Genomic DNA, 24,580 nt, shown 5'->3' with positions numbered 1-24,580 from the left:
CCGGGCTCGGCGCTACTGAGGGCGCCGGCCGGACGCGGCCCGGACACCGGCGTCGGACTCGGCGTCGGACTCGGCGTCGGACTCCGCGTGCGCGACGGTGATGTGGGCGTGGGCGCCGGGAGACTCGAGTTCGTCGACGGCGGCGACCGCGAGGTCCTCGGCGCTGATCCACGACCGGCCGTCGTCGGTGGCCAGCATCGTGGTGGTGCCGCGCCGGTAGCGGCCGGTGCGGTCGCCGGGCTCGAGGAGCGCGGGCGGGCTGAGGTACACCCAGTCCTCGTGGGAGTGGCCCTGGCAGGCGCGGAGTTGGGAGATTCCGGCGGCGGCGACCGGCTTCAGCGCGTCCGGCACGAAGGCGGGGTTGTCGGCGACGAGGAGATCCTCGTCGCCGGGGCTGCGCAACGCGCCGGCGCCGCCGACCACGAGGACCCGGATCCGGAGTTCCGCGGCGATGTCGAGCACTGCGCGGGTGGTGCCGACGAGGAAGGCCTCGTCGACCGGTTCGGTGCGCACGGCCAGCACGACGGCGTCCGCGGCGGGGTGCCCGGCCGAACCGGAGAGGGCTTCGCGCAGGGCGTCCGTGTCGGTCGCGTCGACGGGGACCGGGGTGACGTCCGGGTGGTCGCCGACGGGCTTGCGGGACAGGGCCAGCACACGGTGGCCGCGTACGAGCGCCTCCGCGATCACGCGGCTGCCGACCATTCCGGTGGCGCCGAGCACGGCGATCGTGCGGGGGGTGCCCAGGGGGTCGGGCGTCATGCGAATGTCTGCGTCCGTGGCGATGTCGGTCATGGAATGCGTCCTCATCGAATCTGCGTTTCTCGTGTCGGAATGGGGTCGGCCGCAGGGCGGCGGCGCGCGAAACGGCCGGTCAGGTCCGGCGCGGTGAACTGGGCGGCGAGCAACGCGGCCAGGGCGACGAAGAACCCCAGGGTCTGCAGCGCGCCGAGCGACTCGCCGAGCGCGACGCCGGCGACGGCCGCGACGAGCGGGGACAACAGCACCAGCGGCGCGGACGCGCCGACCGGCAGCCTCCCCAGCCCGCGGAACCACAGGGTGAAGGAGATCAGCCCGCCCATGCTGCCGAGCCACAGGTACCCGGCGGCGGCCCCGCCGTCGATCCGCTCCGGAACCCCCTCGAAAGCGAGCGTGAGCGGGAGCAACAGCAGCCCTCCGAAGGTGAGTTGCCAACCGGCCAGTGTCATCGGGCCGACTCCCGGAGGCCGTCCCCAGCGCTTGGTCAGGACCACGCCGCCGGCCATGCCGGCCGTACCGCCGAGAGCCGCGAGGATCCCGACGAGGTCGAGGCGTGCGCCCGGCCCGAGCACCACGAGTCCGACGCCGATCACGCCGATCACGGCCCAGCTCAGCCGCCAGACCGTCGGCCGCTCGTGCAGTACCGCGACGGCCAGGCCCGCGACCATCAGCGGCTGCGTGGCACTGAGGGTGGCGGCCACGCCGCCGGGCAGCCGCTCGGCGGCCAGGAACAACAGAGGGAACAGAGCGCCGATGTTGAGCGCCCCGAGAACGGCGGCCTTCCACCACCAGTCGGCGCGGGGCAGTACCCGGGTGATCGCCAGCGCGAGCAGTCCCGCGGGCAGCGCGCGCATGAGTCCGCCGAACAACGGGTGGCCGGGCGGCAGCAGTTCGGTGGTCACCGCGTAGGTCGTGCCCCAGGACATCGGGGCGAGTGCGGTCAGTGCGACGGTCGTCGCCCGCTGCGTGGACGAGGTCCGCGACGAGCCCGTCGACTGCTCGGTCGAGGTGTGCATGCGGTGAAGTCTCGGTCCGATCCGGCCATGTATCCAAAGCATGGTTGCGATGCCAGCGATGAACCAGCACGATCGTCCCGTGGACCTCCAGCAGATGCGGTACGTCGTCGCCGTGGCCGAAACCCTCAACTTCACCCGCGCCGCGGAGCGCTGCGACGTTGTGCAGTCCTCGCTCAGCCACCGGATCGCCGGGCTGGAACGGGAGTTGGGAGTCCAGCTGTTCGCCCGCTCCAGCCGTCGGGTCGAACTCACCAGCGCCGGAGCGGCGTTCCTGGAGGGCGCGCGCGAGTGCCTGGCCGCCGCCGACCGCGCCGTCGCCGACGCCGCCGCGGCGACGGGCGTGGTGCGGGGCCGGCTCGCCGTCGGCGTCATCGTCACCACGGCCGCCGTCGACGTGCCCGACCTGTTGCAGCGCTACCGCGATCGGCACCCGCACGTGAACGTCCTCCTGCGCGCCGGAGGCAGTGACGAACTGGTCGCGGCGATCCGCAGGGGCGAGCTGGACCTCGCCTTCCTCGGCCTGCCGGAGGGGGAGGAGCCGCACGGGGTGGAGAGCCTTGTCCTCGACCACGACGCGCACGTGCTGGTGGTGGCGGCCGGACACCCGCTCGCGGGTGCGTCGCGGGTCGCGCTGCGGGAGATCGTGGGGGAGACCTTCGTGGACTTCACCGAGGGGACGCCCGCCCGGGCCCAGTCGGACCAGGCCTTCGCCGCCGCAGGCCTGGTCCGGGAGGTCGCGTACGAGGCCGGGTTCGCCGAGCTGATCCCGCGACTGGTCGCGCGCGGGCTCGGCGTCGCGCTGCTGCCGTCCGCCTTCATCCGCCCGCTGGCCGCCGCCGACCCCGGACTCGCCCTGGTACCGCTCGTCGACGGTCCCCACCGCATCGAGAGCCTCGCCTGGAGCCGGTTCAACCCCAGCCCCGCCACCCGGGCCATGCTCGACGTCCTCGGAGTCCGCGCCCCGTCACGGCCCGGGGCAGGCCTTGCCGGCTAGCCTCGCGGATCGCGGCCGCTGAGGGCCAGCGCGCGGGCCAGCGCCGGGGCGCCCTCGGTCGCCGCGGTGGGCACCGGCGCGGCGAAGCCTTCGTACTGGCGATAGACCTCGGCGTGCTCCTCGACGACCCCGAGGACGAACGCGGCGGTCTCCTCCGGGAGGCTGAACTCCTGCCCGGTGGACCGGGCCACATCCCAGCCGTGCAGGGCGAGTTCCTTCACCAGGAGCGATGCGACGGTGGGGGCGGGCATGGCGGTGAATCCGAGATCGATCTCGCCGTCCCAGACGCCGGGCCGCTCCCAGGCTGCCAGAGCACGGCCGAGCTGCTCCTCGTACCGCTCGGCCCAGTCGCCGTCCGCGGTGAAGTCCCGCTGGACGGTTGCCTCGGGAAGCTGGGTGCGCAGGGCCCGGTGCTCCAGTCCGTGCGCGGTGTAGAGGACAAGGTGGTTGGCGAGCTCGCGCACGGTCCAGTCGGCGCACACGGACGGTGCGGCGAGCTGCTCGGGCGTGACGCCTCGGGTGACGCGCGCCGCTTCGGAGGCACTGACGGTCAGGTGGGTGTGGATCGCGTTCATGCTTCGGACGCTACGAGGCTCCCGAGACCCCGTCTTGAACTTTTGCGACACCGAACGCCCTCTCGATACGGAGAGACACGCGGCTACGCAAAGTCACCTCACGGGTGCTTCGCGTGTTCGTCGGTGGTTCACTGGCGGCATGCCTTTCGACCGCTACGGCGTGCTCTCGGGGACCGTGTACCGCCACTATCGCGACCAGCCGGACGACCAGGGCCGCTGGTTCCACCTCAACGTCGAGGTGGACGCCCCCGACGGGCGGTACCACTGTGCCGTCGACGTCGACAGCCACAAGTCCAACGTGGGTGTGCAGTGGAAGACGTTCACCCTCGACGCCCGCGCACTCGGGCCGGCCGCCGCCCTGCCCCCGGGGTACCACGACCTCGCGCGCACGCCGGACTCCGGAGCCCTGGACTACCTGCGCCACCCGGCGCTGCTGGACCGGTCCGGCGTCCTGTTCGAGCGCCGGCCGCCGTCCTGGCTGCAGGAACTGATGGACCTGTTCGGCTCGCGGCCCTGGCACGCGGGCTCCAATGTCGACGCCGCCGCCGTGCTGGAATCGATCCTGCTGGCGGGGCAGCAGGTCCTCGTCTTCGGCGAGCCCTTCGACGACGATCCCGAGGGCGACCTCGGCATGCACAACATCCACCAGAACCAGGGCGATCCGGCCGGCTCCCAGTGGTGGCCGGAGAACGGCATCTGGCAGGACGGCGCGACGGTCACCCAGCGCCCCGACGGCCGGTACGACGTCTTCCTCAACAAGTTCTCCAGCCAGGCCGCGCACACCGACTCCGCAGGACACCCCGCGTCGTGAACGGATCCCGTCGCCGCGTCCCATGACGCGGTGTGAGGCGCGGAGTCGGCGATGTCAGAGGGCGTGCGAGGATCCCCGGCGTGATCGTCTCGCCGGAAGCCCTGCTGCCCGCCGCCGGCACCCACGTGTCGACCACGTACGCCGACTGGGTCACCGCCCATGACCCGGCGGCCGCTGCGGCGGCGCGCGAGCTCGTCGACACCATGGGCTCCGAGCTCAACCTGTCCTGGACCAAGCCCGGCCGGTTCGTCGACACCATGGCGGCGCGGGCGCGCCGCCTGCCTCCGGCGCATCTGCCGTGGTTCTGGGACACCGTGGGCCACCGCCTGATCGGGTACGGCAGCCGGCCCGGCGGGCGTGCCTACGCGGCGGCCCGGGCGGCCGAGGCCGAGCACGGCCTGCCCGGCGGAGGTGATGGAGGCGGGCCGCGTCGTCGCGCCCGACGAGACGGGCGGCCTGGTGCCGTTCGGCGGCAGCCTGGACGGGGCGACCGCGTACGACTCCGGCCCCCTGGTCGTCTGCGCGCCCGGCGGTGCGTCCTTCCTGCGCCCCGCGGCGGTCGCCGACCCCGAGGTGTGGCGGCAGGTGCGCGAGGAGGTCACCGACCTCGCAGAGGAACTGGACCGGGTGGCCTCGCTGCTGGCCGGTGGTGGCCTGGAGCGGATGATGAGGCGGGCTCGCTCGGGCGCGGTGCCGTCGGGCGCGTACGAGGCCGACCCGCGGCAGTCCTGCCCCGAGCTGGTCGCGCGCGTGGCCGGTGAACTCGGGACGGGCGAGGACGCCGCGGCTCTGTACCTCCAGGTGGCGACCCTGGCCGCACCCACCGACCGTAACGTGCGCCGGTGGAACGGCTGGTCGGCAGGGCAGCTCGCGCAGGCCCGCGCGGATCTCCTCGCCACCGGCGCGGTCGTGGAGGCCAAGCGGTCGCGCGCCGGCCGCACGGTGTTCCTGCCGGGGGAGTGGACCGACCTCAAGGCCCCGCACCTTCCCCTGGAGACCGCGAAGCTGGCGCAGCACCGCGTCCGCCCGATGCGGCGCAACGAGATCCAGGGCCCTTTCGTACGCGTACTGCCGATCGCGCCGCTGCACGAGATGTTCGCGACGGCCTGGGAGCGGACGTCGGGAGAGCGCGAGAGCGGCCGGTAGGCCAGCCGGTCCGGCCCGCTCACTCCCAGGGAACCCGGCCTGTCAGTCGGGTCCCGTCGGGAGTTCGCCGCGCAGGCGCTGGGCGCGCAGCACGAGCAGCATCTCGAAGCGCCGGTCCGGGACGTCGAGCGCGTCCCCCCACAGCTCGCGGATCTGGCGCAGCCGGTACCGGGCCGTCTGTGGGTGCACCCCGAGGCGGCTGGCGACCTCGGGCGCGCCGCCGGACGTCTCGATCCAGGCGAGGAGCGTCGCGGCCAGGCGGCGGGCCTGGGTGGGGCCGACCTCCTCCAGCGGGGCCAGGCAGCGCGGCGCCGCCGCGTCGATCAGCTCCTGGGAGGGGAGCAGGACCAGTTCCTCGGTACGTTCGGCGCAGTGCTGCACCTCGCCCCGGGGCAGCAGGCCGTCCTCGATCAGCCGCACCGCGGTCTCGGCCCAGCGTAAGGACGTCGCGGCGGCCGCGAGCGGCACCGAGGGGCCGATCGCCCCGGACCAGCCCGTCGTGGCCCGGCGCACCAGCTCGGCACGGCCCGCGGTGTCGGGCTCGGGGATGACCACGCGGGGCTGCTCGCACTCCATGTCCAGCAGGATGCCCTGGCCCACGGCGGGGGCCACCGCCTCCCAGGCCGGCCGGATCAGCACGCCGACGGCGATCGTGGCCGGAAGGTCCCAGCCGATGCGCGCGGCGCGCTCGCCCAGCGTGTGCACCGGATCACCGGGCGGATGGGACAGCAGCCGGTCGATCAACTGCCGTTGCAGCCTGATGCGTTCGCTGGCCTGGAGCGCGGCCGCCTCCGCGTACCCGCGCACCGACTGCTCGACCAGACCGTCCAGGTACTCGAAGCCCGACTCGGCGAGCTCGTACATCGCGGGCGCGGCGATGTCGACCCGCTGGCCGATCTCGGCGAACCGGCGCCAGGCGAGACGGACACCGAGCCGGTACACGGCTTGGAGGGAGTCGAGGCTGCGCCCGCCCAGCCCCTCGCCGCGGCCGAACTCCTGGAAGACCTCGGGCGGCACCCTCGGGTCGGCCGCACCGGACGCCAGGTGCTGGACGAAGCCCTCGATCGCGCGCCGAATGCCGACCAGCGCCATCGGCTCCCCGGACCCGTCCTCCACCAGCCGCAGCTGGGGGAAGTCCTGCCGGATCTCGCACAGGATGGTCTGCGCCAGCTCCGCCGACTCCGCAAGGGCGAGCGAGGCGAACCGCTCCACCTGCGCCCGGGGGACCTGGCTCCACGCGGACCGGCTCATCGGCGCGGCGCCGCCGTGTCGTAACTGATCAGGGGGACGTTGGGCTGCTCCGGAGGGGCCTCGAGCAGTGCCACGATGCCGAAGGCGGCGCCCACGGCGAGTGCCGCGGCGATCACCGCCGTGGTCGTTGCGACGATCAGTCGGTGCATTGTGTCGGGTCAGCTCCTCGTTGGAGACGATCCCACCCCGCCGGCCCCCACCGGCTGAAGGCACAGTGTTGACAGGACATTGACAATCCGTCAAGTGGCTGCCTAGCGTCTTCGGACACAAGGGCTCGACCGGCCCGGGGTCCGTGCTTCTCCCTGCGAGTTCCTCGAACCAGGAGTGCCCGGATGCGTCGTACCGCTTCACCGATGTCCCTGTTCCTCCTGGGAGCAGGGGTGTTCTTACTGGTCCTCGCCCCGTTGCTGGTGACCTACGTCCAGCCCCGCGCCAAGCGCACCCCGGTCGACATCGACACCACGACCGTCTTCACCGGCACCGGCAGCTACTTCGACACCGCACGCCTCGAGACCGTGCACGGGCGCCGGATCACGATCACCCGCCAGGTCCGCGGCGATGTCGCGGACAGCACCGACAGCGGCCGCGCCGTCTGGGACGTGTCGACCTCGGTCGACACCGACCAAACGCTCCCGGCCTCCGACCCCCGCGACGCGCTGCAGTGGACGCTGGAGCGGTGGGTGACCGACCGGCGGACCAACGAGCCGGTGCACTGCTGCGGCGAGTCGCCCGCCTTCGACGGCGAGGCGTACCTCAAGTTCCCCTTCGACGTCCAGGAGCGGGACTACCGCTGGTGGGACGGCACGCTCGGCGGTGTCGTACGGCTCCGCTACGCGGGCCGCAGCACCGTGCAGGGATACGAGGGGCTGCGCTTCACCGGCAACGTCCCGCCCACCAGAACGGGCGTGCGGCAGGTGCCGGGCCGGCTCGTCGGCCTGCCCCGCACGCCCCAGGTGCTCGCCGAGGAGTGGTATGCCAACACCCGTATCGAGCTGGTCGCGGACCGGCGCACCGGGCGCATCGTCCTCGCGGCCATCGGCCCGCGGAAGACGCTGCGCGCCCCGGGCGCGGACAAGGACGCCGTGGTCCTCCTGTCGAGCGACAGGCTCGTCTTCACGCCCGGTACCCAGCGCAGGCAGGTGGATCTCGCGGCGTCCGACAGCAGGAAGCTCGAGCTGCTCGGCCGTACCGTGCCGCTGGGCGCCGGCGCACTCGGGTGCGTGCTGGCACTGACCGGCGGCATCCTGGTCGTACGCGGGCGAAGGACCGAACCAGGCTCCGAGCATACTCACTTGACGTCGCATCAAGCGGACTGAGATAGGTCGAAGTTGTCAGACCGGTGAGTAGCCTTAGGCCGATCACGTGCCGAAAACTGGCGTTCGAACCGAGCACGGCCCCTCCCGGTCCCCTTGCCCGTCCCCGCCCGCGCACCGCTTGCCGTCCCCCAGGCACCCCCACCCCCCACGTCCCCCGGTACGAGACCCCCACGTTCCCACCCCCACCTCCCCCCCACCCGCGTACGCCCCCGACGTACGGCTTCACCTCCCCCCAACCCCCCGCACCCTGACACGAGTTGGAGCACCCATGCCCCAGCACGTACCTCCCCCGCTGCTCGACCCCGGCCCGCAGCCGCAGCACTCGCGGGCACCGGAGAGCCGTGACCACGCCCTCCCGCACGGAGCCGAACCGCCCCGGCGCATCGTCTTCCTCGCCCACCGCGACCTCGGCAACCCGGCCGCGGGCGGTTCGGAACTGCTGATCGACCGCCTCGCCTCCGGGCTCACCGAACTCGGCCACGACGTCACGCTCCTGTGCGGCGGCCCCGCCGCGCCCCGCGAGTACCGCGTCGTGTCGGCCGGCGGCACGCTCGGGCACTTCGTGAGCGCACGCTCCGCCTTCGCCCGCCAGGTCGGCGACTGCGACCTGCTGGTCGAGGTGTGCAACGGGATGCCCTACCTCTCCCCGCTGTGGCACCGCGGCCCCACGGTGTGCCTGGTCAACCACGTGCACACCGAGCTGTGGGACATGCGGTTCCCCCCACCCGTCGCCCGCGCGGGCCGGATGCTCGAACACTGGGCGCTGGCGCGGGCCCACCGCGGCAACCTGCTGGTGGCCGTGTCGCCCTCCACCGCGGGCGCGCTGCACGCCATCGGAGTCCCGGAGGGACAGATCCGCGTCGTGCACAACGGCGTCCACGAGCCGGGGCCGCGCGCGGCGCGGTCGGCGACACCGACGTTCCTGGCCCTCGGCCGTCTGGTCGACTACAAGCGCATCGACCTGCTGCTGCGGCTGTGGGAACGCGTCCGGCCCGTCACCGGCGGCCGGCTCGTCATCGTCGGGGACGGCCCCGAACGCGAGCGGCTCGAGCGACTCGCCGGTCCCGGCGTGGAGTTCAGGGGCCATGTGTCCGAGGAGGAGAAGCACCGGCTGCTCTGCGAGACGTGGCTGCTGCTGCACCCGGCCGCCGTCGAGGGCTGGGGTCTGGTGGTGACCGAGGCGGGCGTGCGCGGCACGCCGACCCTCGCGTTCGACGTGCCGGGGCTGCGGGACTCCGTCCAGGACGGCATCACCGGCGTACTCGCCCGGGGCGAGTCGTCGTTCGCGGCGCTGTGGTGCACGCTCGCGCTCGACGACGACCGGCGCGAGGCCATGGGCAAGGCGGCGGCCGAGCGGGCCGCCGGCTACCTGTGGAGCAGCGCCGTACGGCAGTTCCGCGCCGTCGCCGCCGAGGCGGTGCACCGTGCGCACGCGCCGGGCGGCGCTGCGCGGGCGGAGGGCGCACACACGTGAAGGACCCCTCGTTCCGCCGCTCCCTCACCCTGTTCCGGGCCTTCCTGCGCGAGCAGGACGACCCGCACACCGCCTACGAACTGCTGGCCCGCGACGCGGTCGACCAGGTCGAGCGCCTCACCCGGCTGGACGGCCGGGTCGTCGTCGACGTGGGCGGCGGCCGCGGCTACTTCACCCGGGAGTTCCGCCGCCGCGGCGCCCACGGCTACCTGTTCGAGCCGGACGCGGACGAACTCGCCGCCGAGCCGGGCGCCGGGACGGTCGTCGCCGACGGCTATCTGCTGCCCCTCGCAGACGGCGCCGCCGACGTCTGCTTCTCCTCCAACGTGCTGGAGCACGTCCGCGATCCGGGCACGTTCCTCAGCGAGATGGTGCGGGTCACCCGGCCCGGCGGACTGATCTACGTCTCGTTCACCAACTGGCTCTCGCCGTGGGGCGGCCACGAGTGGGCGCCCTGGCACTACCTCGGCGCCGAACGGGCCCGCGCCCGCTACGAACGGCGCACCGGCCGGGCCGCCAAGCACCGGCTCGGCGACAACCTCTTCGCCATCGGCGTCGGTCCGACCCTGCGCGGGGTCAGGAGCCGCGACGACGTGGAGATCCTCTCCGCCCGCTCCCGCTACTGGCCGGTCCTCCCGCAGCTCGTCGCGCGGGTGCCCGGGCTGCGGGAGTTCGCGACGTGGAACCTCCTCCTCATCCTTCGGCGGTGTCCATGACCAGCACTGTCCATGCCCGCCCGCCCGCCTCCCCGGCCGGACCCGGCCCGGGAGCCGGGCCCGCGCGCGGAACGCCGCACCCGGAGCGCAGCTCCCGGCGCTGGCTGCTCGGCTTCTGGGCGGCGGTGTTCGTCGCCTTCCTCGCCGTGTCGCCGGGACGGATGACGTTCGAGACCAAGCTGGGCGTCGTCGTCGATCCCTGGCGGTTCCTGCGCGACCTGGGGCAGCTGTGGCACGACCGCGCCGGCTTCGGCGGGATCGCCGACCAGTACGTCGGCTACGCCATCCCGATGCTGCCGTTCCACGCCGCGGCCGACCTGGCGCGGCTGCCCGTCTGGCTCGCCGAACGCCTGTGGCTCTCCCTCGTGGTCACCACCGCGTTCTGGGGTGCCCTGCGTCTCGCCGAACGCCTCGGCACCGGCTCGCCGGCGACCCGGCTGCTCGGTGCCGCGACGTACGCCCTGTGGCCGACGTACACGATCGTCGTCGGCTCCACCTCGGCCGCCGCACTGCCTGGCGCGGTCCTGCCCTGGGTGCTGCTCCCGCTCACGGACACCCGCCGCAGCCCCCGCCTGGCCGCGGCGCGCTCCGCGCTGATCATCCCGCTGATGGGCGGGGTGAACGCCGCGTCGACGCTGGCCTCCCTGCTGCCCGTCGGCCTCTACCTGCTGTCCCGGCCGGCCGGTCCCCGCAAACGGGCCCTCATCGCGTGGTGGACGCCGTGCGTGATCCTCGCGACGGCCTGGTGGACCGTACCGCTGCTGCTCCTCGGGACGTACGGCGAGAACTTCATGCCGTACGTGGAGTCCTCGCAGACCACCACGGCGACGATGTCGGCGGCCGAAGTCCTGCGCGGCGCCGGGAACTGGGTCGGCTACCTGAACTTCGGCGAGCCCTGGCTGCCCGCCGGCTGGACCGTCGCCACCTCGGCCCCGGTCGTCACCGGTTCGGTGCTCGCCGCGGCACTCGGCCTCGCCGGCCTCGCCCGGCGGGACCTGCCCGAGCGCCGCTGGCTGGTGCTGACGGCGACCGCCGCCGCGCTGATCGCGCTGGCCGGGTACGGTGGCGCGCTCGGCGGCCCCTTCCACGAGACCGTACGGGACTGGCTGAACGGGCCTCTGGTGCCGTTCCGCAACATCTACAAGTTCCAGACGGGACTCGCCCTCGCGCTCGCCCTCGGCCTGATGCACCTGACCGCCTCGGACGCACTCCGGTCCACGTCGGCCCGGGCCCGCCGCCTCGCCCCCGTCGCGGCCGCCCTGCTGGTCCTGCCCGGCCTGGCCTGGCCGTACGTCAACGGCACGATCCTGCAGCCGGGTTCGTTCCGGAAGCTTCCCACCTACTGGGAGACCACCGCCGACTGGCTCGCCGAGCACGCCCCCGAAGACCGCGCCCTCGTCGTCCCGGCGACCGCGCACGGCATCTACACGTGGGGCTCGCCGATCGACCAACCGCTCGACGTCCTCGCCCGCTCGCCCTGGGCGCAGCGCGACTACGTGCCGTTCGGCACCCCCGGCAACCGGCGGGCCATGGACGCCGTCGAACAGGCCCTGACGACGGGCGGACAGGTACCCGGACTCGCCGACTACCTGGCCCGCGCCGGCCTGTACCACGTGGTGGTGCGCAACGACCTCGACCCGGACCAGCTCGGACACGTCCCCACCACGACCGTGAAGCGCACCCTGGAGGCCTCCGGCTACCGGCGGGTCACCGGCTTCGGCCCGGTGCTGACCGGCGGCCGGATCGCCGAGGACACCCCGGTGCAGGTCGAGGGCCTCTTCCCGCGTCAGCGCGCGGTCGAGATCTACGCGCCGCCGGCCACCACCCCACGCCCCGGCCCGGCGAAACTGACGCCCGTCGCCGAAACCGCGGAGGTCAGCGGCGGCCCGGAGTCCCTGCTGCCGCTGACCGCGTCCGGCGCCCTGACCGGGCGGCCCGCGATCCTCACGGGCGACGCCCACCCGGGCGTCGACCGGCCTGCGCTGTACGCGGCGGGCGACGGGATGCGCCGGGCCGACACCCGCTTCGGCCTCGTCAACTCCGGCACCTCGTACACGTACACCCGCGACGAACGCAACGCGCCCGAGGCCGTCCAGGACCCGGGCGAGGAGCCGCGGCAGATCCTGCCCACGTCCGGGATCCGGCACCAGACGACCGCAGTGCTCCGCGGCGCCGCGTCCGTGACCGCGTCGTCGGTGGGGAACTGGCTGTTCCACCTGCCCCAGTACGACCCCGTCAACGCCTTCGACGGCAACCCGGACACCGGCTGGGCGGAGGGTTCGCCCGGATCCCCGCAGGGCGAATGGCTGCGGATCGGCTTCACCGGCCCGATCCGCGTCCCCGGCACGCTCGACCTGACCCCGCTGCCCAGCGGCAACGTGCGGGCCGCGCCCACGGTGGTAAGGGTCGAGACGGACCGGGGCAGCCGGGTCAGCCCGCTGCGCCCGGACGGCACCACCCAGCAGGTCGCCGCGCCGGAGGGCGAGGCGACCTGGCTCAAGGTGACGATCCTGGAGTCTCAGCAGGGCCGGCCGGGACTCACCGGCGCCGGGTTCACCGAGATCTCGGTCCCCGGCGTCCAGGTGACCCGGATGCTGGAGCTGCCCGCCGACACGCCACGCGACGCCGCCGACTCGGTCGCGTACACCCTGGGCCGCGGCAGCGACCCCGGCGGCCTGTCCGCCGTACCCGCCGAAGTGGGGCTGCACCGACAGTTCGAGGCCGCCCGCGACGGGGACTACACGCTGAGCGCCACCGCCCTGCCGGTACCGGGCAAGGAGCTCGACCGACTGCTGTTCGACCTCACCGGGCAGCGAGACAAGATCGTCGTGACCGCAGACTCGACCGCGCGCCTCGGTACGAACCTGAGCCCGCGCAACCTGACCGACGGCGACCTGACCACGGCCTGGGTCGCGGGCGAACGGGCCGTCCTGCATGTGACCTGGCCTGAGAGGATCGCGGTCGGCGAGATCGTCCTCGCGGCGGCCGGTGGACTCGCCACCCGGCCCGAGCAGGTCCAGATCAGCTCACCGGACGGCACCGCGGTGGCCGCGGTCGACGAGAACGGCATGGCGAGGTTCTCCCCGATCACCACCGACCGGATGGACATCACGATCTCCCGTGTCGCCCCGCTGACCCTCCACAACCCGGTCGCCGACGACCAGTTGCAGCTTCCCGTCGGGCTCAGCGAACTGCACGTCCCGGCGCTGGAGAAGTACCGGGCTCCGCAGCCCGACCCGGCCAAGCAGTTCACCCTGCCGTGCGGCAAGGGGCCGATCGTCTCCGTCGACGGCACGTTCCTCGCGACCCGCGCCCAGGGGCGGGTCCGTGACCTGACCGAGCGCCGCCCGATCGCGGTCTCCCTGTGCACCGACGGCGGCCGGGTCGCCCTGGACCGGCGCACCCACACCGTCGAGGCCGGCGACACCGGCCCGCTCGCCGTCACCCGCATCGACCTCGCCACAAGCGGTCCGCACGCCGTGTCGACCGCCACGCGCGAGATCGCGGCCGTGTCGGGCAGCGGCGACCGGCGCACCGTGCGGGTCGGCGCGGGCGACGCCGCCTACCTCCAGCTCCACGAGAACCACAACGCGGGCTGGAAGGCCACGCTCGACGGCGGGGAACTGCGCCCGGTGCGCCTCGACGGCTGGCAGCAGGGGTGGCTCGTCCCCGCCGGAGAAGGCGGCACCGTGACGCTGCTCTACGAGCCGTCCCGCGTGTACGACGCCGGCCTCGTCGGCGCCGCGGCACTCCTGGTGCTCCTCGCCGGCCTCGCGCTCGTCGGCCGCCGCCGCGCGGCCACGCCGCTCGTCGGCCCGGACCCGGATCCGCCGGGGTGGGACGAGGCGCCGGCGCCCGGACTGCTGCTGGGGACGGTCGCGCTCACGCTCGTGGGCGTCGTGATCGCCGGGCCCGTGGCGGTGGTCGTGCCCGTACTCGCGGTCGTCGCCTGGCTGCGCCCGGCGCTCCTCGCGCCGATCGCGTTCGCCGCGATGGCCGGCGCCGGGATCGCCACGCTGAGCGGGAGCGGCGACGCCGCGTCGCTGGGGCACGGCGCGTACGGCCCGGTCGCCCAACTGCTGGCCCTGACAGGGCTGTTCGCGGCGATGGTGTCGGTGGGACGCGGGCGGGCCGGGGCGGGCAGGGGCGTACACCGGGGCCGAGGAGGCCGGTGATGGCGACCGACCAGCGGGGCGCATCCCCGCGCACCGCCGCCCCGCGCGCAGCCGGCGGGCCGGACCTGCCGCGGGTGCCGTTCCCCGTCGTGGACGAGATCGCCCGCCACTGCGCCGACGACAGCGAGCCGAACACCGTCCACATCGAGATCCACCTGCCCGGACGGGTCCGACCCGACCGGCTGCGCGAGGCGTTCGCCCAAGCACTCGCCCGGCACCCGAGGGTCCTGATGCGGGAGCGCAGACGGGAACGGCACGGCAGACCCGCCCGACGCTACGAGTGGGAGCTGGCCGGAAGCCCCGACGCCGACGTGGTCTCCTTCCCGCCCCGCGAACCCGGCGCCCTGGTACGAGCCCGGCAGCGGGCCCTGACCGACGCGCCGTCGCTGCTCGCGGCCCCGCCGCTGCGCCTCGAGGTGATCGAGGAACCGGACGCCGACGGCTGCGTCCTGCTGTTCACGGTCCATCACACGGCGCTCGACGGCCCCGCGTGCCTGCGGATCGCCGCTACGGCCGCGGAACTCTACAGCGGCCGGCCCGCCCCGCCCGTCCCGGCACCGGCGCGTCCGACCGGCGGACCGACGGGACATCCGGCGGGGCCCGCGGCGACGGCGCGGCCCGCGCGTGTCGCGCCCGGCACCCCCGGGTCCGCGCCCGGCAATGCCATGCTCCTCACCGAACTGCCCGTGCCCCGCCGCGAGCCGGGCGCCCCGTACACCGTGAACGACCAGCTGATGGTCGCCACGGCCCTGACCGTCGCCGACTGGAACCGCGAGCACGGCGCGCCCGCCCGGCCGCTGCGCATCACCATGCCTGTCGACGACCGCACGCGCGGGCCGGAGATGCCGATCGGCAACGGCACCCGGCTGGTCGAGGTCGGCTTCACGGCGGCCGAGGTCGCCGCCGACGCCGACACCGGCGCGCTGCTGCGCGCCACCGCGGAACGCACCCGCGCGCTCAAAGCCCTCGGCCGGCCCCAACTCGGCCACGGCGCCGCACTCCTGACCGCCCCCGTCCTGCCGGTCGCCGCCCGTGCGGCGCTCACCCGGGGCGTGCGGCGGCTGGCAGCGCCCTGGACGTCGACCACGCTGCTCAGCAACATCGGGCGGATCCCCTACCCGCTGGACTTCGGCCCGGCGGGCCGGGCCCGTGCGGTGTGGTTCTCGGCGCCGGCCGGGATGCCCCGCGGGCTCACCTTCACGACGGCGTCGACCGGAGGCCGGCTCCACCTCGTACTGCGCTGGTCCCGGACCCTGCTGGCCGACGAGGACGGTGCCCGGCTGTGTGCGATCTTCACCGACCGGCTGGCAGCGACGGATGCGGAGGCACTGTGACCGGCTACACCGCGGACACGACCACGGAGGGACGGCCGGGGGAGGGGCGGCCGGGCGAGGGACGGCCGGGGGAAGGGCGCACCGTGCCCGACCACGCTCCCGGACTGCGGGACTTCTACGAGAACCCCGCCGTGCCCGTGGCGTCCGGCGACGCCCGGAGCAGACGGCAGGCGCGGTTGCTGGCCGCCGCGCTCCCCACCCCGGGCGCGCTGGTCGTCGACGTCGGCTGCGGGGACGGCACCGCGGCGGCGACGGCCGGTCCGATCCTGGCCGGACACCGGATCGTCGGGGTCGACTGGTCGCAGGACGCGCTGCGCCGTGCCCGGTCGCGCCTGATGCACGTGGTGCGGGGCGAACTGGACCACGGCGGACTGCCGTTCGCGGACGGCAGCGCGGACGCCGTGCTGTTCAGCGAGGTGATCGAGCATCTCGTCGACCCCGACGCGGCGCTGGACGAGCTGCGGCGCATCCTCCGGCCCGGCGGCCATCTGATGGTGTCCACCCCCAACCTCGCCGCCTGGTACAACCGCGGGCTTCTGTTGGCCGGTTGGCAGCCGGTGTTCTCGGAGGTCAGCCTGCGCGGCATCCACGGCCGGCCCGGGACCGAAGTCGTCGGCCATCTCCGGCTGTACACGGCCCGCGCGCTGCGCTCGTTCCTCCGGTCGGCCGGCTTCGACGACGTACGGATCACGGGCGCGCCGTTCCACGGGGTGCCCCGGGGCCTGCGGCTCGTCGACCGTGCGGCGTGCGCCGTTCCGTCGGCGGCCTCCATCCTGCTGGCGCACGCCCGGCGGAGGTAGCGGGATGTGGTGGGGCGTCGCGGCGGCGCTCTCGGCCAATGTGCTGTACAGCGTCGGTTTCGTCCTGGAGAAACGGGCGCTCGGCGGACTCCCGGCGCTCTCGGCCGGACGGCCGCTGCACGTGGTCGGCGTACTGCTGGCCAGCCCGCTGTGGATCGCCGGCTCCCTCGCGCTCGCCGCCGGGTTCGTCGCCCAGCTGGTGGTGTACCGGGCGCTGCCGATCGCCGCCGCGCAGGGCATCTTCGTCTCCGGTCTCGTCCTGCTCCTGCTGCTGTCCTCGGTGGTGCTCGGCGAACAGCCCTCCGGCCGGGAGCGGTACGCGCTCGGCGGGGTGCTCGTCGCGCTGCTGATGGTCGTCGCGTCTCTGAGCGAGGGCGACGACGTGGTGAGCAGCGGTGCGCCGGGGCCCCGGGTGCTCCTCGTGTGCGTGCCGACGCTCGCGGCCGGGCTGCTGCTGTACGGGCAGGTCGAGCGGCGCGCCCGCAGACGCCACCGGGTGCCGACCAACGGCATGGGATACGGCGTGGCCGTCGGACTGCTCTACGGTGTCAGCTCGCTGGCCATCAAAGGGGCGTCCGGCAGACTCACCGGCGGGAGCGTGGCTGCGGCGGCGCGGTCGCTGTTCGGCTCCCCGTACCCGTATCTGCTGCTGTTCACCGCGGGCGCCGGGCTGGTCATGTCACAGGCGGCGCTGCAGCGCTGCCGGGCCTCGCTGATCGTGCCCGTCTGCACCACGGTGACCTGCATGTTCACTGCGGTCCTGGGGACGCTGACGTTCGGCGAACGCCTGCCGGACGACCCGCTCCTGCTGACCCTCCGCGTCGCCGGCACGGCGCTGGCCCTGTCCGTCCTCCTCGTCATGCCCCGCCACGACCCCCAGCCCTGACCCGCTCCTCCCGTCGAGCCCACACAGAAGAACGAGGACCGTCCATGAACCCCGACGACCCCCTGCTCCAGCTCCTGGCCTGCCCCCTCGACAAGGGCCCCCTCACCCTGCCGCCCGGCCGTGAGGTCCTCTACAACCCACGCCTCCAGCTCGGCTACCCGATCGTGGACGGCATCCCCCAACTCCTGCCCTCGTCCGGCACCCGGGTCTCCCCGGAGGACCACGAGCGCTACACGAGCAGCGGGGAGGAGTGACTGCCGAGGCGTGAGCGCGCGCATACAACGCGGCCCGTGCGGCGAGGAGCCGCACGGGCCGCGTCGGGGTAACCGGTAGGCCGGGGAAGCCGTGCCGGTATCCGCAGGCGGCCGGCGTCGAGGACGCTACGCAATGGCGTTGGCGGCGCCGGCCGCGGTCGTCCGGATGTCCCTCACACCTGCCGACGGGCGAGGCGTGTGGTTCCGTGGTGACAGTCTCATTGCTGCCGACCGTCCTTTCCAGGGACCGAAATTGCAGATAATTGATCTGCTCATGCGGTGCGGCGGCAGCACGGTCCGTCGCCGCCGCCCCCAGCTCTACCGACAGGTGCCTCGCGTGCAACTCGCCGTCACTGACCGGGATTCCCTGAAGCAGCTCCTGCGGGAGCGCAGGGCGGCCATCGACCCCATGTCCGCGGGGTTTCCCCGGCGGATCCCCGGCCCAGGCCGCCGCGCGGCCGGCCTGAGCCAGGAGCAGATGGACGAGCTGCTCGGCCGCACCCCCGGTACCTACAACCGCTTCGAGAACGGTCAACTCGCCAAACCCGGCGACGACTTCCTCACCTCGGTCGCCAGGACGCTCCGGCTGAACGAGCAGGAATGGACGTTCCTGTGGCGGCTCGCGCGCAAGGTGAACCCGCCCTTCACCCTGCACCGCGACTCGGGCATGTCCGTGCCGGGCGTCTGGCAGCGGGTCGTCGACGAGATCACCGGCGTCATGGCGTACATCAACGACGTCGAATGGAACCTGCTCGCCCGCAACGACGACTTCTGCCGGCTCTTCCCCCGCGCCGAGCCGCCTGCCAACACCATGCGCTGGATGCTCCTCGACGAGGAAGCCCGCACCGAGGTCCTCCTCGAATGGGAGAGCCGGTGGGCCCCCGTCGTGATGCCCCAGCTCCGGCACGCCATGGAGATGCGGCCCGACAACCCGGCCCTGGGCCGTCTGGAGGCCGACGTCCTCGACGACCCGGTGGCGGGCCCGATCTACCGGGACACGGCCTCCGCGCCGGTTCCGTACCCCGACGGCACCGAGCGCCCCATCAACCACGCGATCCATGGCCCCGGTTGGGTCACGACCTGCGTGGCCGAGCCCGTCACGTCCCCGGGTGCCCGCGTCATGCTCCTGCTCTACACACCCGGCATCTCTCTGACGGAGCGTCACCCCGTGCTCACCGCACCGCTGAAGTCCTGACCGGCCGGTCCTCCGCCGCGCTGCAAGCGCTCTCGAACCAGGGTGAACTGACGTCACGTAGGTTTCACGTGTCCACACACGTCCCCCACACCCATCCCCGAGGGAGCCATCCGTGGCCTACGTCGCACGCCCCGCCATCGCCCTGCCCGAGCACGTCGTCACCACCGACGAACTGTGCGACGACATCCGCCGCGCACACCCCGACCTGCCCCGCCTCGAGGCGTACCTGCGCATCGCCCGCGCCACGACCGTGAAGACCCGCCACTTCACCCGCCCGCTGTCCGCACCGACCGTCTCCGGCAGCGCCACGATCGAGGAGCGCAACCGCGCGGCCTACGAGGACGCCCTCGAACTGGCGGTCACGGCAGGACGCCGGGCCATCGAGAACGCCGGCCTGGAGCCGGCCGACATCGACGCCGTCGTCACCAGCCACACCACCTCCTGGACGGTGCCCTCGCTCGACGTCTCCCTGGTGCACAGACTCGGACTGCGCCCCGGCATACGCAGGATGCCGATGGCGACGGTCGGCTGCGCCGGAGGCGCCCAGGCGATCGTGAACGCGCGCAAGGACATCGTTGCCCACCCGGGCGCGCACGTGCTCGTCGTCGTCGCGGAATGCCTGTCGACCGCCACGTACAACCACGCCGACACCAGCCGCGAGTCGGTGATCTACAAGACGCTGTTCGGAGACGGCTCCGGAGCCGTCGTCGTCAGCGGGGACCCCAGGTGGACCGGCCCGAGCGTACGGATCGAGGACACCTTCGAGTACGTCCTGCCCGACAGCATGGACCGCTACCAGGGCCGCCTGGACGGCACGGGCCTGCACTTCGACTCCACCGAAGCCGCCACCCGCGCCCTCGACGACTCCTTCCCCGCGGTCCGTACCTGGCTCGCCGGACGCCCGCTCGACTTCGCCGTCGTCCACCCCGGCGGCCCGAGAATCCTCACCGACGCCGCCAAGGCCCTCGGCCTGCACCCCGACCCGGCCACCGGCGACCTCTCGCACGCGTGGGCCAGCCTCGCCGAACACGGCAACCTCGGCGGCTCAGCGATCCTCGACGTCCTCGCCCGCACCTTCACCTCGCCCCCCGCCGCCGACAGCGAGGGACTCCTGATCGGCTTCGGCCCCGGCTTCGTCCTCGCCGCCGCCCACGCCCGCTGGATCGGCGACGACAGCTGACGAAGGTCGCAGCGACCACGTGACGACTCAGTTCCGCTGAACGACGCCACCTGCTCCGGGGCCGCCGCCTCGGCCGCGTCGCACGATGCGGCCGGGGCGCGGTTCGACGGGGTGCGGGCGAGCGCCTGAACGCCGTCGACAAGACCCGGACCGACTCCCGGATCCTCCGAACCCAGTTGTCAGACCCCTGCGCAAGGATGTTCGGCATGACGACTCTTCCTGCCGATGAGGCGAACGCCGGCCTGTCCGACCGTGCCGAATACGAGGCCGCCCTGCAGCGCCTGCGCGACGCGTCGGGCACGTACTACGGCGCGGGGTACAGCGTCATGGACGACGCCACGTACGACCTGCTGCGGCTCTCGGTGAAGGCGTGGGAGGAAGAGCACCCCGCCGAGGTGGCCGCGGACACTCCGACGGACCAGGTCGCCGACGGAGCCGCCCCGGTCGGCGACGTCGCGCACACCTCGCGCCTGCTGAGCCTCGACAACGCGTTCAACCCCGAGGACCTCCTGGCCTGGGGCGCGTCGCTCCAGCGCCGTCTCGGGCACGAGCCGGAAGGCGGCTTCACCGTCGAGCCGAAGATGGACGGCGCGGCCATAGCGGCCCGCTACCGCGACGGACGGCTCGTACAGATCATCACCCGCGGCGACGGCACCCACGGCGAGGACGTCAGCCACGTCATCGGCACGATCGTGGGCCTGCCGGAGCAGCTTGCCGCCCCGGTCACGTTCGAGGCCCGCGGCGAGGTCCTGTTCACCCAGGAGCAGTTCGAGGCGGCGAACGAGGTGCGTACCGCGCACGGCGCCGACGTCTTCGCCAACCCGCGCAACGGCGCGGCCGGCACGCTCCGCGCGAAGGACCGGCCGTACCGCCTGGCCATGACGTTCTGGGCGTACGGCGCCGTCGAACTGGACGGGGCGGCCTTCCTGCCCGCCGGAGCCGGCCACGACGAAACGCTGGCCGCGGTGGCGGAGGCGGGGGTGCAGACCACGGCGCAGACCCCGGCGGGGCTGCACGTCGTCGCCACGCTCGACGAGGCACAGCAGAAGGTCGACGCCATCGCCGCGATACGCGCCACCCTGCCGTTCGGCATCGACGGAGTCGTCGTCAAGGCCGACTCCGCGGCCGAGCAGACCGCCGCCGGGTTCGGCACCCGCTTCCCGTACTGGGCCATCGCGTACAAGCTCCCGGCCGTCGAGCGGCAGACGATCCTGGAGGACGTCGTCTGGGAGGTCGGCCGCACGGGCGTCCTCGCGCCCACCGCGCTGCTCACCGCCGTCGAACTCGACGGCTCCACCGTCACCCGGGCCACCCTGCACAACCCCGCCGACATCCTCCGCCGCGACCTGCACGTCGGTGACACGGTCACGGTCTACAAGGCCGGCGACATCATCCCGCGCGTCCAGGCCGCCGTCGTCGAGCTCCGTCCGCAGGACGCCGTGCCCGTCCCGCTACCCACGGAGTGCCCCAACTGCGGCGGCGACATCGACAAGAGCCAGGAGCGGTGGCGCTGCGCGAAGGGCACCGCCTGCGCGCTCGCCCCGCTCATCGAGTACGTTGCCGGCCGGGACATCCTCGACATCGACGGCCTCGGCAAGAAGTACGTCGACGCCCTCATCGCCACCGGCGACGTCGGAGACGTCGCGGATCTGTTCACCCTCACCGAGGAGCAGCTCACCACCGCCTCCGGCAGCGCCAAGCGCGGCGCCAAACTGGCCGAACAGCTCCAGCTCGCCAAGGCGCGCCCCCTCAGCAGGGTGTTCTGCGCCCTGGGCGTCCCGGGCACCGGCCGGAGCATGTCCCGCCGGATCGCCGCGTACTTCGGCACCATGGAAGCGATCCGCACGGCCGACGCCGCCGTCCTGCAGGAGGTCGAGGGCATCGGACCCGAGAAGGCCCCGGTCATCGTCGAACAGGTCGCCGCACTCGCCCCGGTGATCGACAAGCTGATCGCGGCGGGCGTCAACATGACCGAGCCCGAGCAGCCCACCGACTCCATCGGCGGCGACGGCCCGCTCGCCGGAAAGACCGTCGTGGTGACGGGCAAGATGGCCGGCCCCCTGGAGGGCTGGGGACGCTCCGAGATGACCGCCCTGATCGAGAAGGCCGGCGGCCGCGCGGGCAGCAGCGTCAACTCCAGAACCACGTACCTGGTCGCCGCCCCGTCCGCCAACGGCAAGCCCAGCTCGAAGGCCGTCAAGGCCCAGGAACTCGGCATCGAGGTCCTCACCCCGGAGGGCTTCGCCGCTCTCCTGGCCGACTACCTGGACTGATGGACGGAGACGAGCGGCGCTCTCCAGGACCCGAAGGCGCCGCTCTTGGGCAGGAGGGGCAGCCGAGGGGGCTGAGGTCACAGACTGCCGGGGGCCGCGCCGGTGACCCGTGCGGCGCCGAACGAGTGGACTCGCCGGAACACGCACCGGACGGGAGCCTCCGCCACGGCCCTCGGCGGTCATGTTTGCCGTCCGAACCCGTGACCCGGAAGAAGCGCCCCGCATGCGACGTACTCCCTACCGCCTGCTGTTCACCGCGACCCTCCTCGCGGCGTCCGTACTGGCCCCGATGACGGCGGCTCCCGCGACGACCGTCCACGCCGCCGCGAGCGCCGACCGGCACGACAAGGACGACTGCCCGCCGGGTGGTCTCGGGCCCGAGCTGACGGCCCGCCTGGACAAGGCGATCGAGGACGTCCGCAAGGAGGCCGGCATCCCCGGCGTCGTCGTCGGACTCTGGATGCCGGGCCAGGGCAGCTACGTCCGCGCCACGGGCGTCGCCGACACCGTCACGGGCCGGCCGATGCCGGTCGACACCTACGTCCGGATCGGCAGCGAGACCAAGACCTTCACGGTCACCGCACTGCTCGAGCTCGTGGACGAGCACCGGATCGGGCTGGACGACCCGATCTCCAAGTACATCAAGGGCGTCCCGAACGGCGACCGGATCACGCTGCGCCAGCTCGCCGAGATGCGCAGCGGACTCTTCCCGTACACCTCCGACCCGGACTTCATCCACGACCTGCTGAGCAACCCCCAGCGCTACTTCACCCCCCAGGAAGTCCTCGCCTACGGCTACAAGCACGACAACACCTTCGAGCCCGGCCAGGAGTTCCAGTACTCCAACAGCAACCTGGTCCTGCTCGGCCTGGTGGTCGAGAAGGTCAGCGGCCACCGGCTCGCCGAGTTCATCCACCGGCGGGTGCTCCGTCCCGCCCACCTGCGCCACACGCTGTTCCCGAAGGGGCCCGAATTCCCGGAGCCGCACGCCCACGGCTACACCGACCAGACCCTGAGCGGCGCGACCGAGGACGCCACGGACTGGAACCCCAGCTGGGCCTGGGCGGCCGGAGCGATGATCTCCAACCTGCACGACCTACGCAGCTGGGCGGAGACCCTCGCCACCGGCAAGCTGCTCAGCCCCGAGACCCAGGCGCAGCGGCTCAAGACCCTGCCCACCGGCTTCCCCGGCACCACGTACGGCCTCGGAATCCTCGAGACCAACGGCTGGATCGGCCACAACGGCTCCCTGCCGGGCTACGAGACCGTGACCGTCTACCTCCCCTCGAAGAAGGCGACCCTGGTCGTCATCCTCAACACGGACTCCCTCCACGAGGGCCAGGAACCGTCCACGCTCCTCGCCCGGGCGATCACGCAGGTCGTCACCCCGGACAACGTCTACGCCGGCAAGGTGGTCCCGAACTGAGCGACCGGCCGCATGAGGGTGGTCCTGGCCGCGAAACCGTGACGTGACGCGGGGTCCGAGCCGTTGACGGTTCCATGCGACGAATGATCATCTCCGGCACGCTGGCAGCCGCCCTCCTCGCGAGCGCGGCTGCGGCAGCGGCCACGACCGTCCCGGCTCTGGCGGCAGCGCCGAGCACGGGCGACTACAACTCGTGCGGCTACTACCCCACAACGACCGTCCACCTGCGCACGGGCCCCGGGCCCCGGTACACCTCGACCGGTCTCCTGGGGAAGGACGACGGGTTCGACGTCGACCGAGAGAAGGACGGCTGGTACCACGTGACCCTGTCGAACCGCTCCCGCAGCGGAATCCCGGCGGGCAAGACCGGCTGGCTCGCGAAGAAGTACGCGAAGCCCGCGGTGTGCATGCAACTCGACTGACCCTCCGACCCTGCATCACCGGTGCGCCTATCCGGGTCACTTCCGGACGTCCCCCGACCGGGAGACGCTCGGCGGGGGTAGGCCGATTGGCAAGGTGCCCCTGGGATCCACGAGGAGATGAGCCATGTACGCGGTGATTCGACGATACGAAGGCGTGACCGACCCTGCCGAGGCGGGCCGCCGAGTGGCCGAGGGATTCGTACCCCTCCTCCGCGGAGTCCCCGGTTTTGTGGCGTACTACTGGGTGGACGCCGGGGACGGAGTGATGGTCTCCACCAGCGTCTATGAGGATCAGTCCGGAGCCGAGGAGTCGGTCGCCAGGGCGGCGGACTTCGTACGCGACAACCTCGCGACGCTCCTTCCCAACCGTCCTCAGATCACGGCCGGCCCGGTGCTGGCGGTCGGGTAGCGACGTCCGAACCAGGCCGCCCGCCAGGGGACCGGCGGTCGGTAGCGTCGACGTGCCATGGACAGCGACACGAACACGTTCGAACCGACCGATGGCGCGAGCGAGTGCCCCTTGTCGAGGAGGACCGACCGGTCGGTGTCCTGCTCCCGGCGGCCGAACCGGCCGAGCCGG

At 73.2% G+C, this 24,580-nt stretch carries 22 protein-coding genes; 17 read left to right on the top strand and 5 right to left on the bottom strand.

Annotation, left to right across the window (positions count from 1 at the left end; all coding sequences use genetic code 11):
• Positions 1-12: 12 nt before the first annotated feature.
• Positions 13-759: an NAD(P)-dependent oxidoreductase gene (locus R2D22_RS01270; RefSeq protein WP_318109538.1), complete on the bottom strand. Its 747-nt coding sequence runs from the start codon at positions 757-759 to the stop codon at positions 13-15.
• A 44-nt stretch (positions 760-803) separates the two neighbouring features.
• Positions 804-1,772 (bottom strand): EamA family transporter, encoded by a 969-nt coding sequence (locus R2D22_RS01265; protein ID WP_318100296.1) that lies wholly within the window; start codon positions 1,770-1,772, stop codon positions 804-806.
• 79 nt (positions 1,773-1,851) lie between these two features.
• Here R2D22_RS01265 and R2D22_RS01260 point away from each other — a divergent pair, with 79 nt between their 5' ends.
• A complete protein-coding gene (locus R2D22_RS01260) occupies positions 1,852-2,766 on the top strand; it encodes a LysR family transcriptional regulator (RefSeq protein ID WP_318109537.1) in 915 nt (304 codons plus the stop codon).
• Here R2D22_RS01260 and R2D22_RS01255 read toward each other — a convergent pair.
• Positions 2,763-3,341 (bottom strand): TIGR03086 family metal-binding protein, encoded by a 579-nt coding sequence (locus R2D22_RS01255; RefSeq protein ID WP_318100294.1) that lies wholly within the window; start codon positions 3,339-3,341, stop codon positions 2,763-2,765. The genes R2D22_RS01260 and R2D22_RS01255 overlap by 4 nt on opposite strands.
• Positions 3,342-3,480: 139 nt before the next feature.
• Between R2D22_RS01255 and R2D22_RS01250 the strand changes: the two genes are divergently transcribed.
• Together R2D22_RS01250 and R2D22_RS01245 are read left to right on the top strand one after the other, a co-directional pair.
• Positions 3,481-4,152: a DUF2278 family protein gene (locus R2D22_RS01250; RefSeq protein WP_318100291.1), complete on the top strand. Its 672-nt coding sequence runs from the start codon at positions 3,481-3,483 to the stop codon at positions 4,150-4,152.
• Between the two features lie 414 nt (positions 4,153-4,566).
• A complete protein-coding gene (locus R2D22_RS01245; protein WP_318100289.1) occupies positions 4,567-5,298 on the top strand; it encodes a hypothetical protein in 732 nt (243 codons plus the stop codon).
• 42 nt (positions 5,299-5,340) lie between these two features.
• On the opposite strand, the gene R2D22_RS01240 is transcribed toward R2D22_RS01245, so the two are convergent.
• Together R2D22_RS01240 and R2D22_RS01235 are read right to left on the bottom strand one after the other, a co-directional pair.
• Positions 5,341-6,549 carry a PucR-like N-terminal domain-containing protein gene (locus R2D22_RS01240; RefSeq protein ID WP_318100288.1) on the bottom strand — a complete coding sequence of 403 codons (1,209 nt, stop codon included), beginning with the start codon at positions 6,547-6,549 and terminating at the stop codon, positions 5,341-5,343.
• Positions 6,546-6,698, bottom strand: coding sequence for a hypothetical protein (locus R2D22_RS01235; protein WP_318100286.1), 153 nt, complete (start codon positions 6,696-6,698; stop codon positions 6,546-6,548). The genes R2D22_RS01240 and R2D22_RS01235 overlap by 4 nt, the downstream gene beginning before the upstream one ends.
• A gap of 183 nt (positions 6,699-6,881) precedes the next feature.
• Here R2D22_RS01235 and pgfA point away from each other — a divergent pair, with 183 nt between their 5' ends.
• The 14 genes from pgfA (at position 6,882) to R2D22_RS01165 (ending at position 24,409) form a co-directional block, all read left to right on the top strand.
• Positions 6,882-7,865 (top strand): cell envelope lipid trafficking protein PgfA, encoded by a 984-nt coding sequence (pgfA, locus tag R2D22_RS01230; RefSeq protein WP_318100284.1) that lies wholly within the window; start codon positions 6,882-6,884, stop codon positions 7,863-7,865.
• Positions 7,866-8,133: 268 nt separating this feature from the next.
• A complete protein-coding gene (locus tag R2D22_RS01225; RefSeq protein ID WP_318100282.1) occupies positions 8,134-9,339 on the top strand; it encodes a glycosyltransferase family 4 protein in 1,206 nt (401 codons plus the stop codon).
• Positions 9,336-10,055: a class I SAM-dependent methyltransferase gene (locus tag R2D22_RS01220; protein ID WP_318100280.1), complete on the top strand. Its 720-nt coding sequence runs from the start codon at positions 9,336-9,338 to the stop codon at positions 10,053-10,055. Before R2D22_RS01225 ends, R2D22_RS01220 begins: the two co-directional genes overlap by 4 nt.
• Complete coding sequence (locus R2D22_RS01215; RefSeq protein WP_318100278.1) at positions 10,052-14,230, top strand: alpha-(1->3)-arabinofuranosyltransferase domain-containing protein; 4,179 nt, start codon at positions 10,052-10,054, stop codon at positions 14,228-14,230. Before R2D22_RS01220 ends, R2D22_RS01215 begins: the two co-directional genes overlap by 4 nt.
• Entirely contained in the window at positions 14,230-15,564 is a 1,335-nt protein-coding gene (locus R2D22_RS01210; protein WP_318100277.1) for a condensation protein, read from the top strand. The genes R2D22_RS01215 and R2D22_RS01210 overlap by 1 nt, the downstream gene beginning before the upstream one ends.
• Before the next feature lie 83 nt (positions 15,565-15,647).
• Complete coding sequence (locus R2D22_RS01205; protein ID WP_318109536.1) at positions 15,648-16,364, top strand: class I SAM-dependent methyltransferase; 717 nt, start codon at positions 15,648-15,650, stop codon at positions 16,362-16,364.
• 4 nt (positions 16,365-16,368) lie between these two features.
• The gene (locus R2D22_RS01200) at positions 16,369-17,250 is read left to right on the top strand and encodes a hypothetical protein (RefSeq protein WP_318100275.1); all 882 of its coding nucleotides are present in this window, start codon (positions 16,369-16,371) and stop codon (positions 17,248-17,250) included.
• Between the two features lie 44 nt (positions 17,251-17,294).
• On the top strand, positions 17,295-17,504 hold the full coding sequence (locus R2D22_RS01195; RefSeq protein WP_318100273.1) for a Trm112 family protein: 210 nt from the start codon (positions 17,295-17,297) through the stop codon (positions 17,502-17,504).
• A 337-nt stretch (positions 17,505-17,841) separates the two neighbouring features.
• Positions 17,842-18,699, top strand: coding sequence for an MmyB family transcriptional regulator (locus R2D22_RS01190; protein ID WP_318100271.1), 858 nt, complete (start codon positions 17,842-17,844; stop codon positions 18,697-18,699).
• A 112-nt stretch (positions 18,700-18,811) separates the two neighbouring features.
• On the top strand, positions 18,812-19,879 hold the full coding sequence (locus R2D22_RS01185) for a type III polyketide synthase (RefSeq protein ID WP_318100269.1): 1,068 nt from the start codon (positions 18,812-18,814) through the stop codon (positions 19,877-19,879).
• A gap of 206 nt (positions 19,880-20,085) precedes the next feature.
• Positions 20,086-22,152 carry an NAD-dependent DNA ligase LigA gene (ligA, locus tag R2D22_RS01180; protein ID WP_318100268.1) on the top strand — a complete coding sequence of 689 codons (2,067 nt, stop codon included), beginning with the start codon at positions 20,086-20,088 and terminating at the stop codon, positions 22,150-22,152.
• A gap of 223 nt (positions 22,153-22,375) precedes the next feature.
• Positions 22,376-23,578: a serine hydrolase domain-containing protein gene (locus tag R2D22_RS01175; protein ID WP_318100265.1), complete on the top strand. Its 1,203-nt coding sequence runs from the start codon at positions 22,376-22,378 to the stop codon at positions 23,576-23,578.
• A gap of 83 nt (positions 23,579-23,661) precedes the next feature.
• Positions 23,662-24,000: an SH3 domain-containing protein gene (locus R2D22_RS01170; protein WP_318100263.1), complete on the top strand. Its 339-nt coding sequence runs from the start codon at positions 23,662-23,664 to the stop codon at positions 23,998-24,000.
• Positions 24,001-24,154: 154 nt separating this feature from the next.
• A complete protein-coding gene (locus tag R2D22_RS01165; RefSeq protein WP_318100261.1) occupies positions 24,155-24,409 on the top strand; it encodes an antibiotic biosynthesis monooxygenase family protein in 255 nt (84 codons plus the stop codon).
• Positions 24,410-24,580: the final 171 nt, after the last annotated feature.

This window comes from Streptomyces sp. HUAS YS2, assembly GCF_033343995.1.
Lineage (GTDB): Bacteria > Actinomycetota > Actinomycetes > Streptomycetales > Streptomycetaceae > Streptomyces > Streptomyces solicathayae.
Note: the sequence above shows the minus strand (reverse complement) of the source record. Positions and strands in the feature narration are given on the sequence as shown.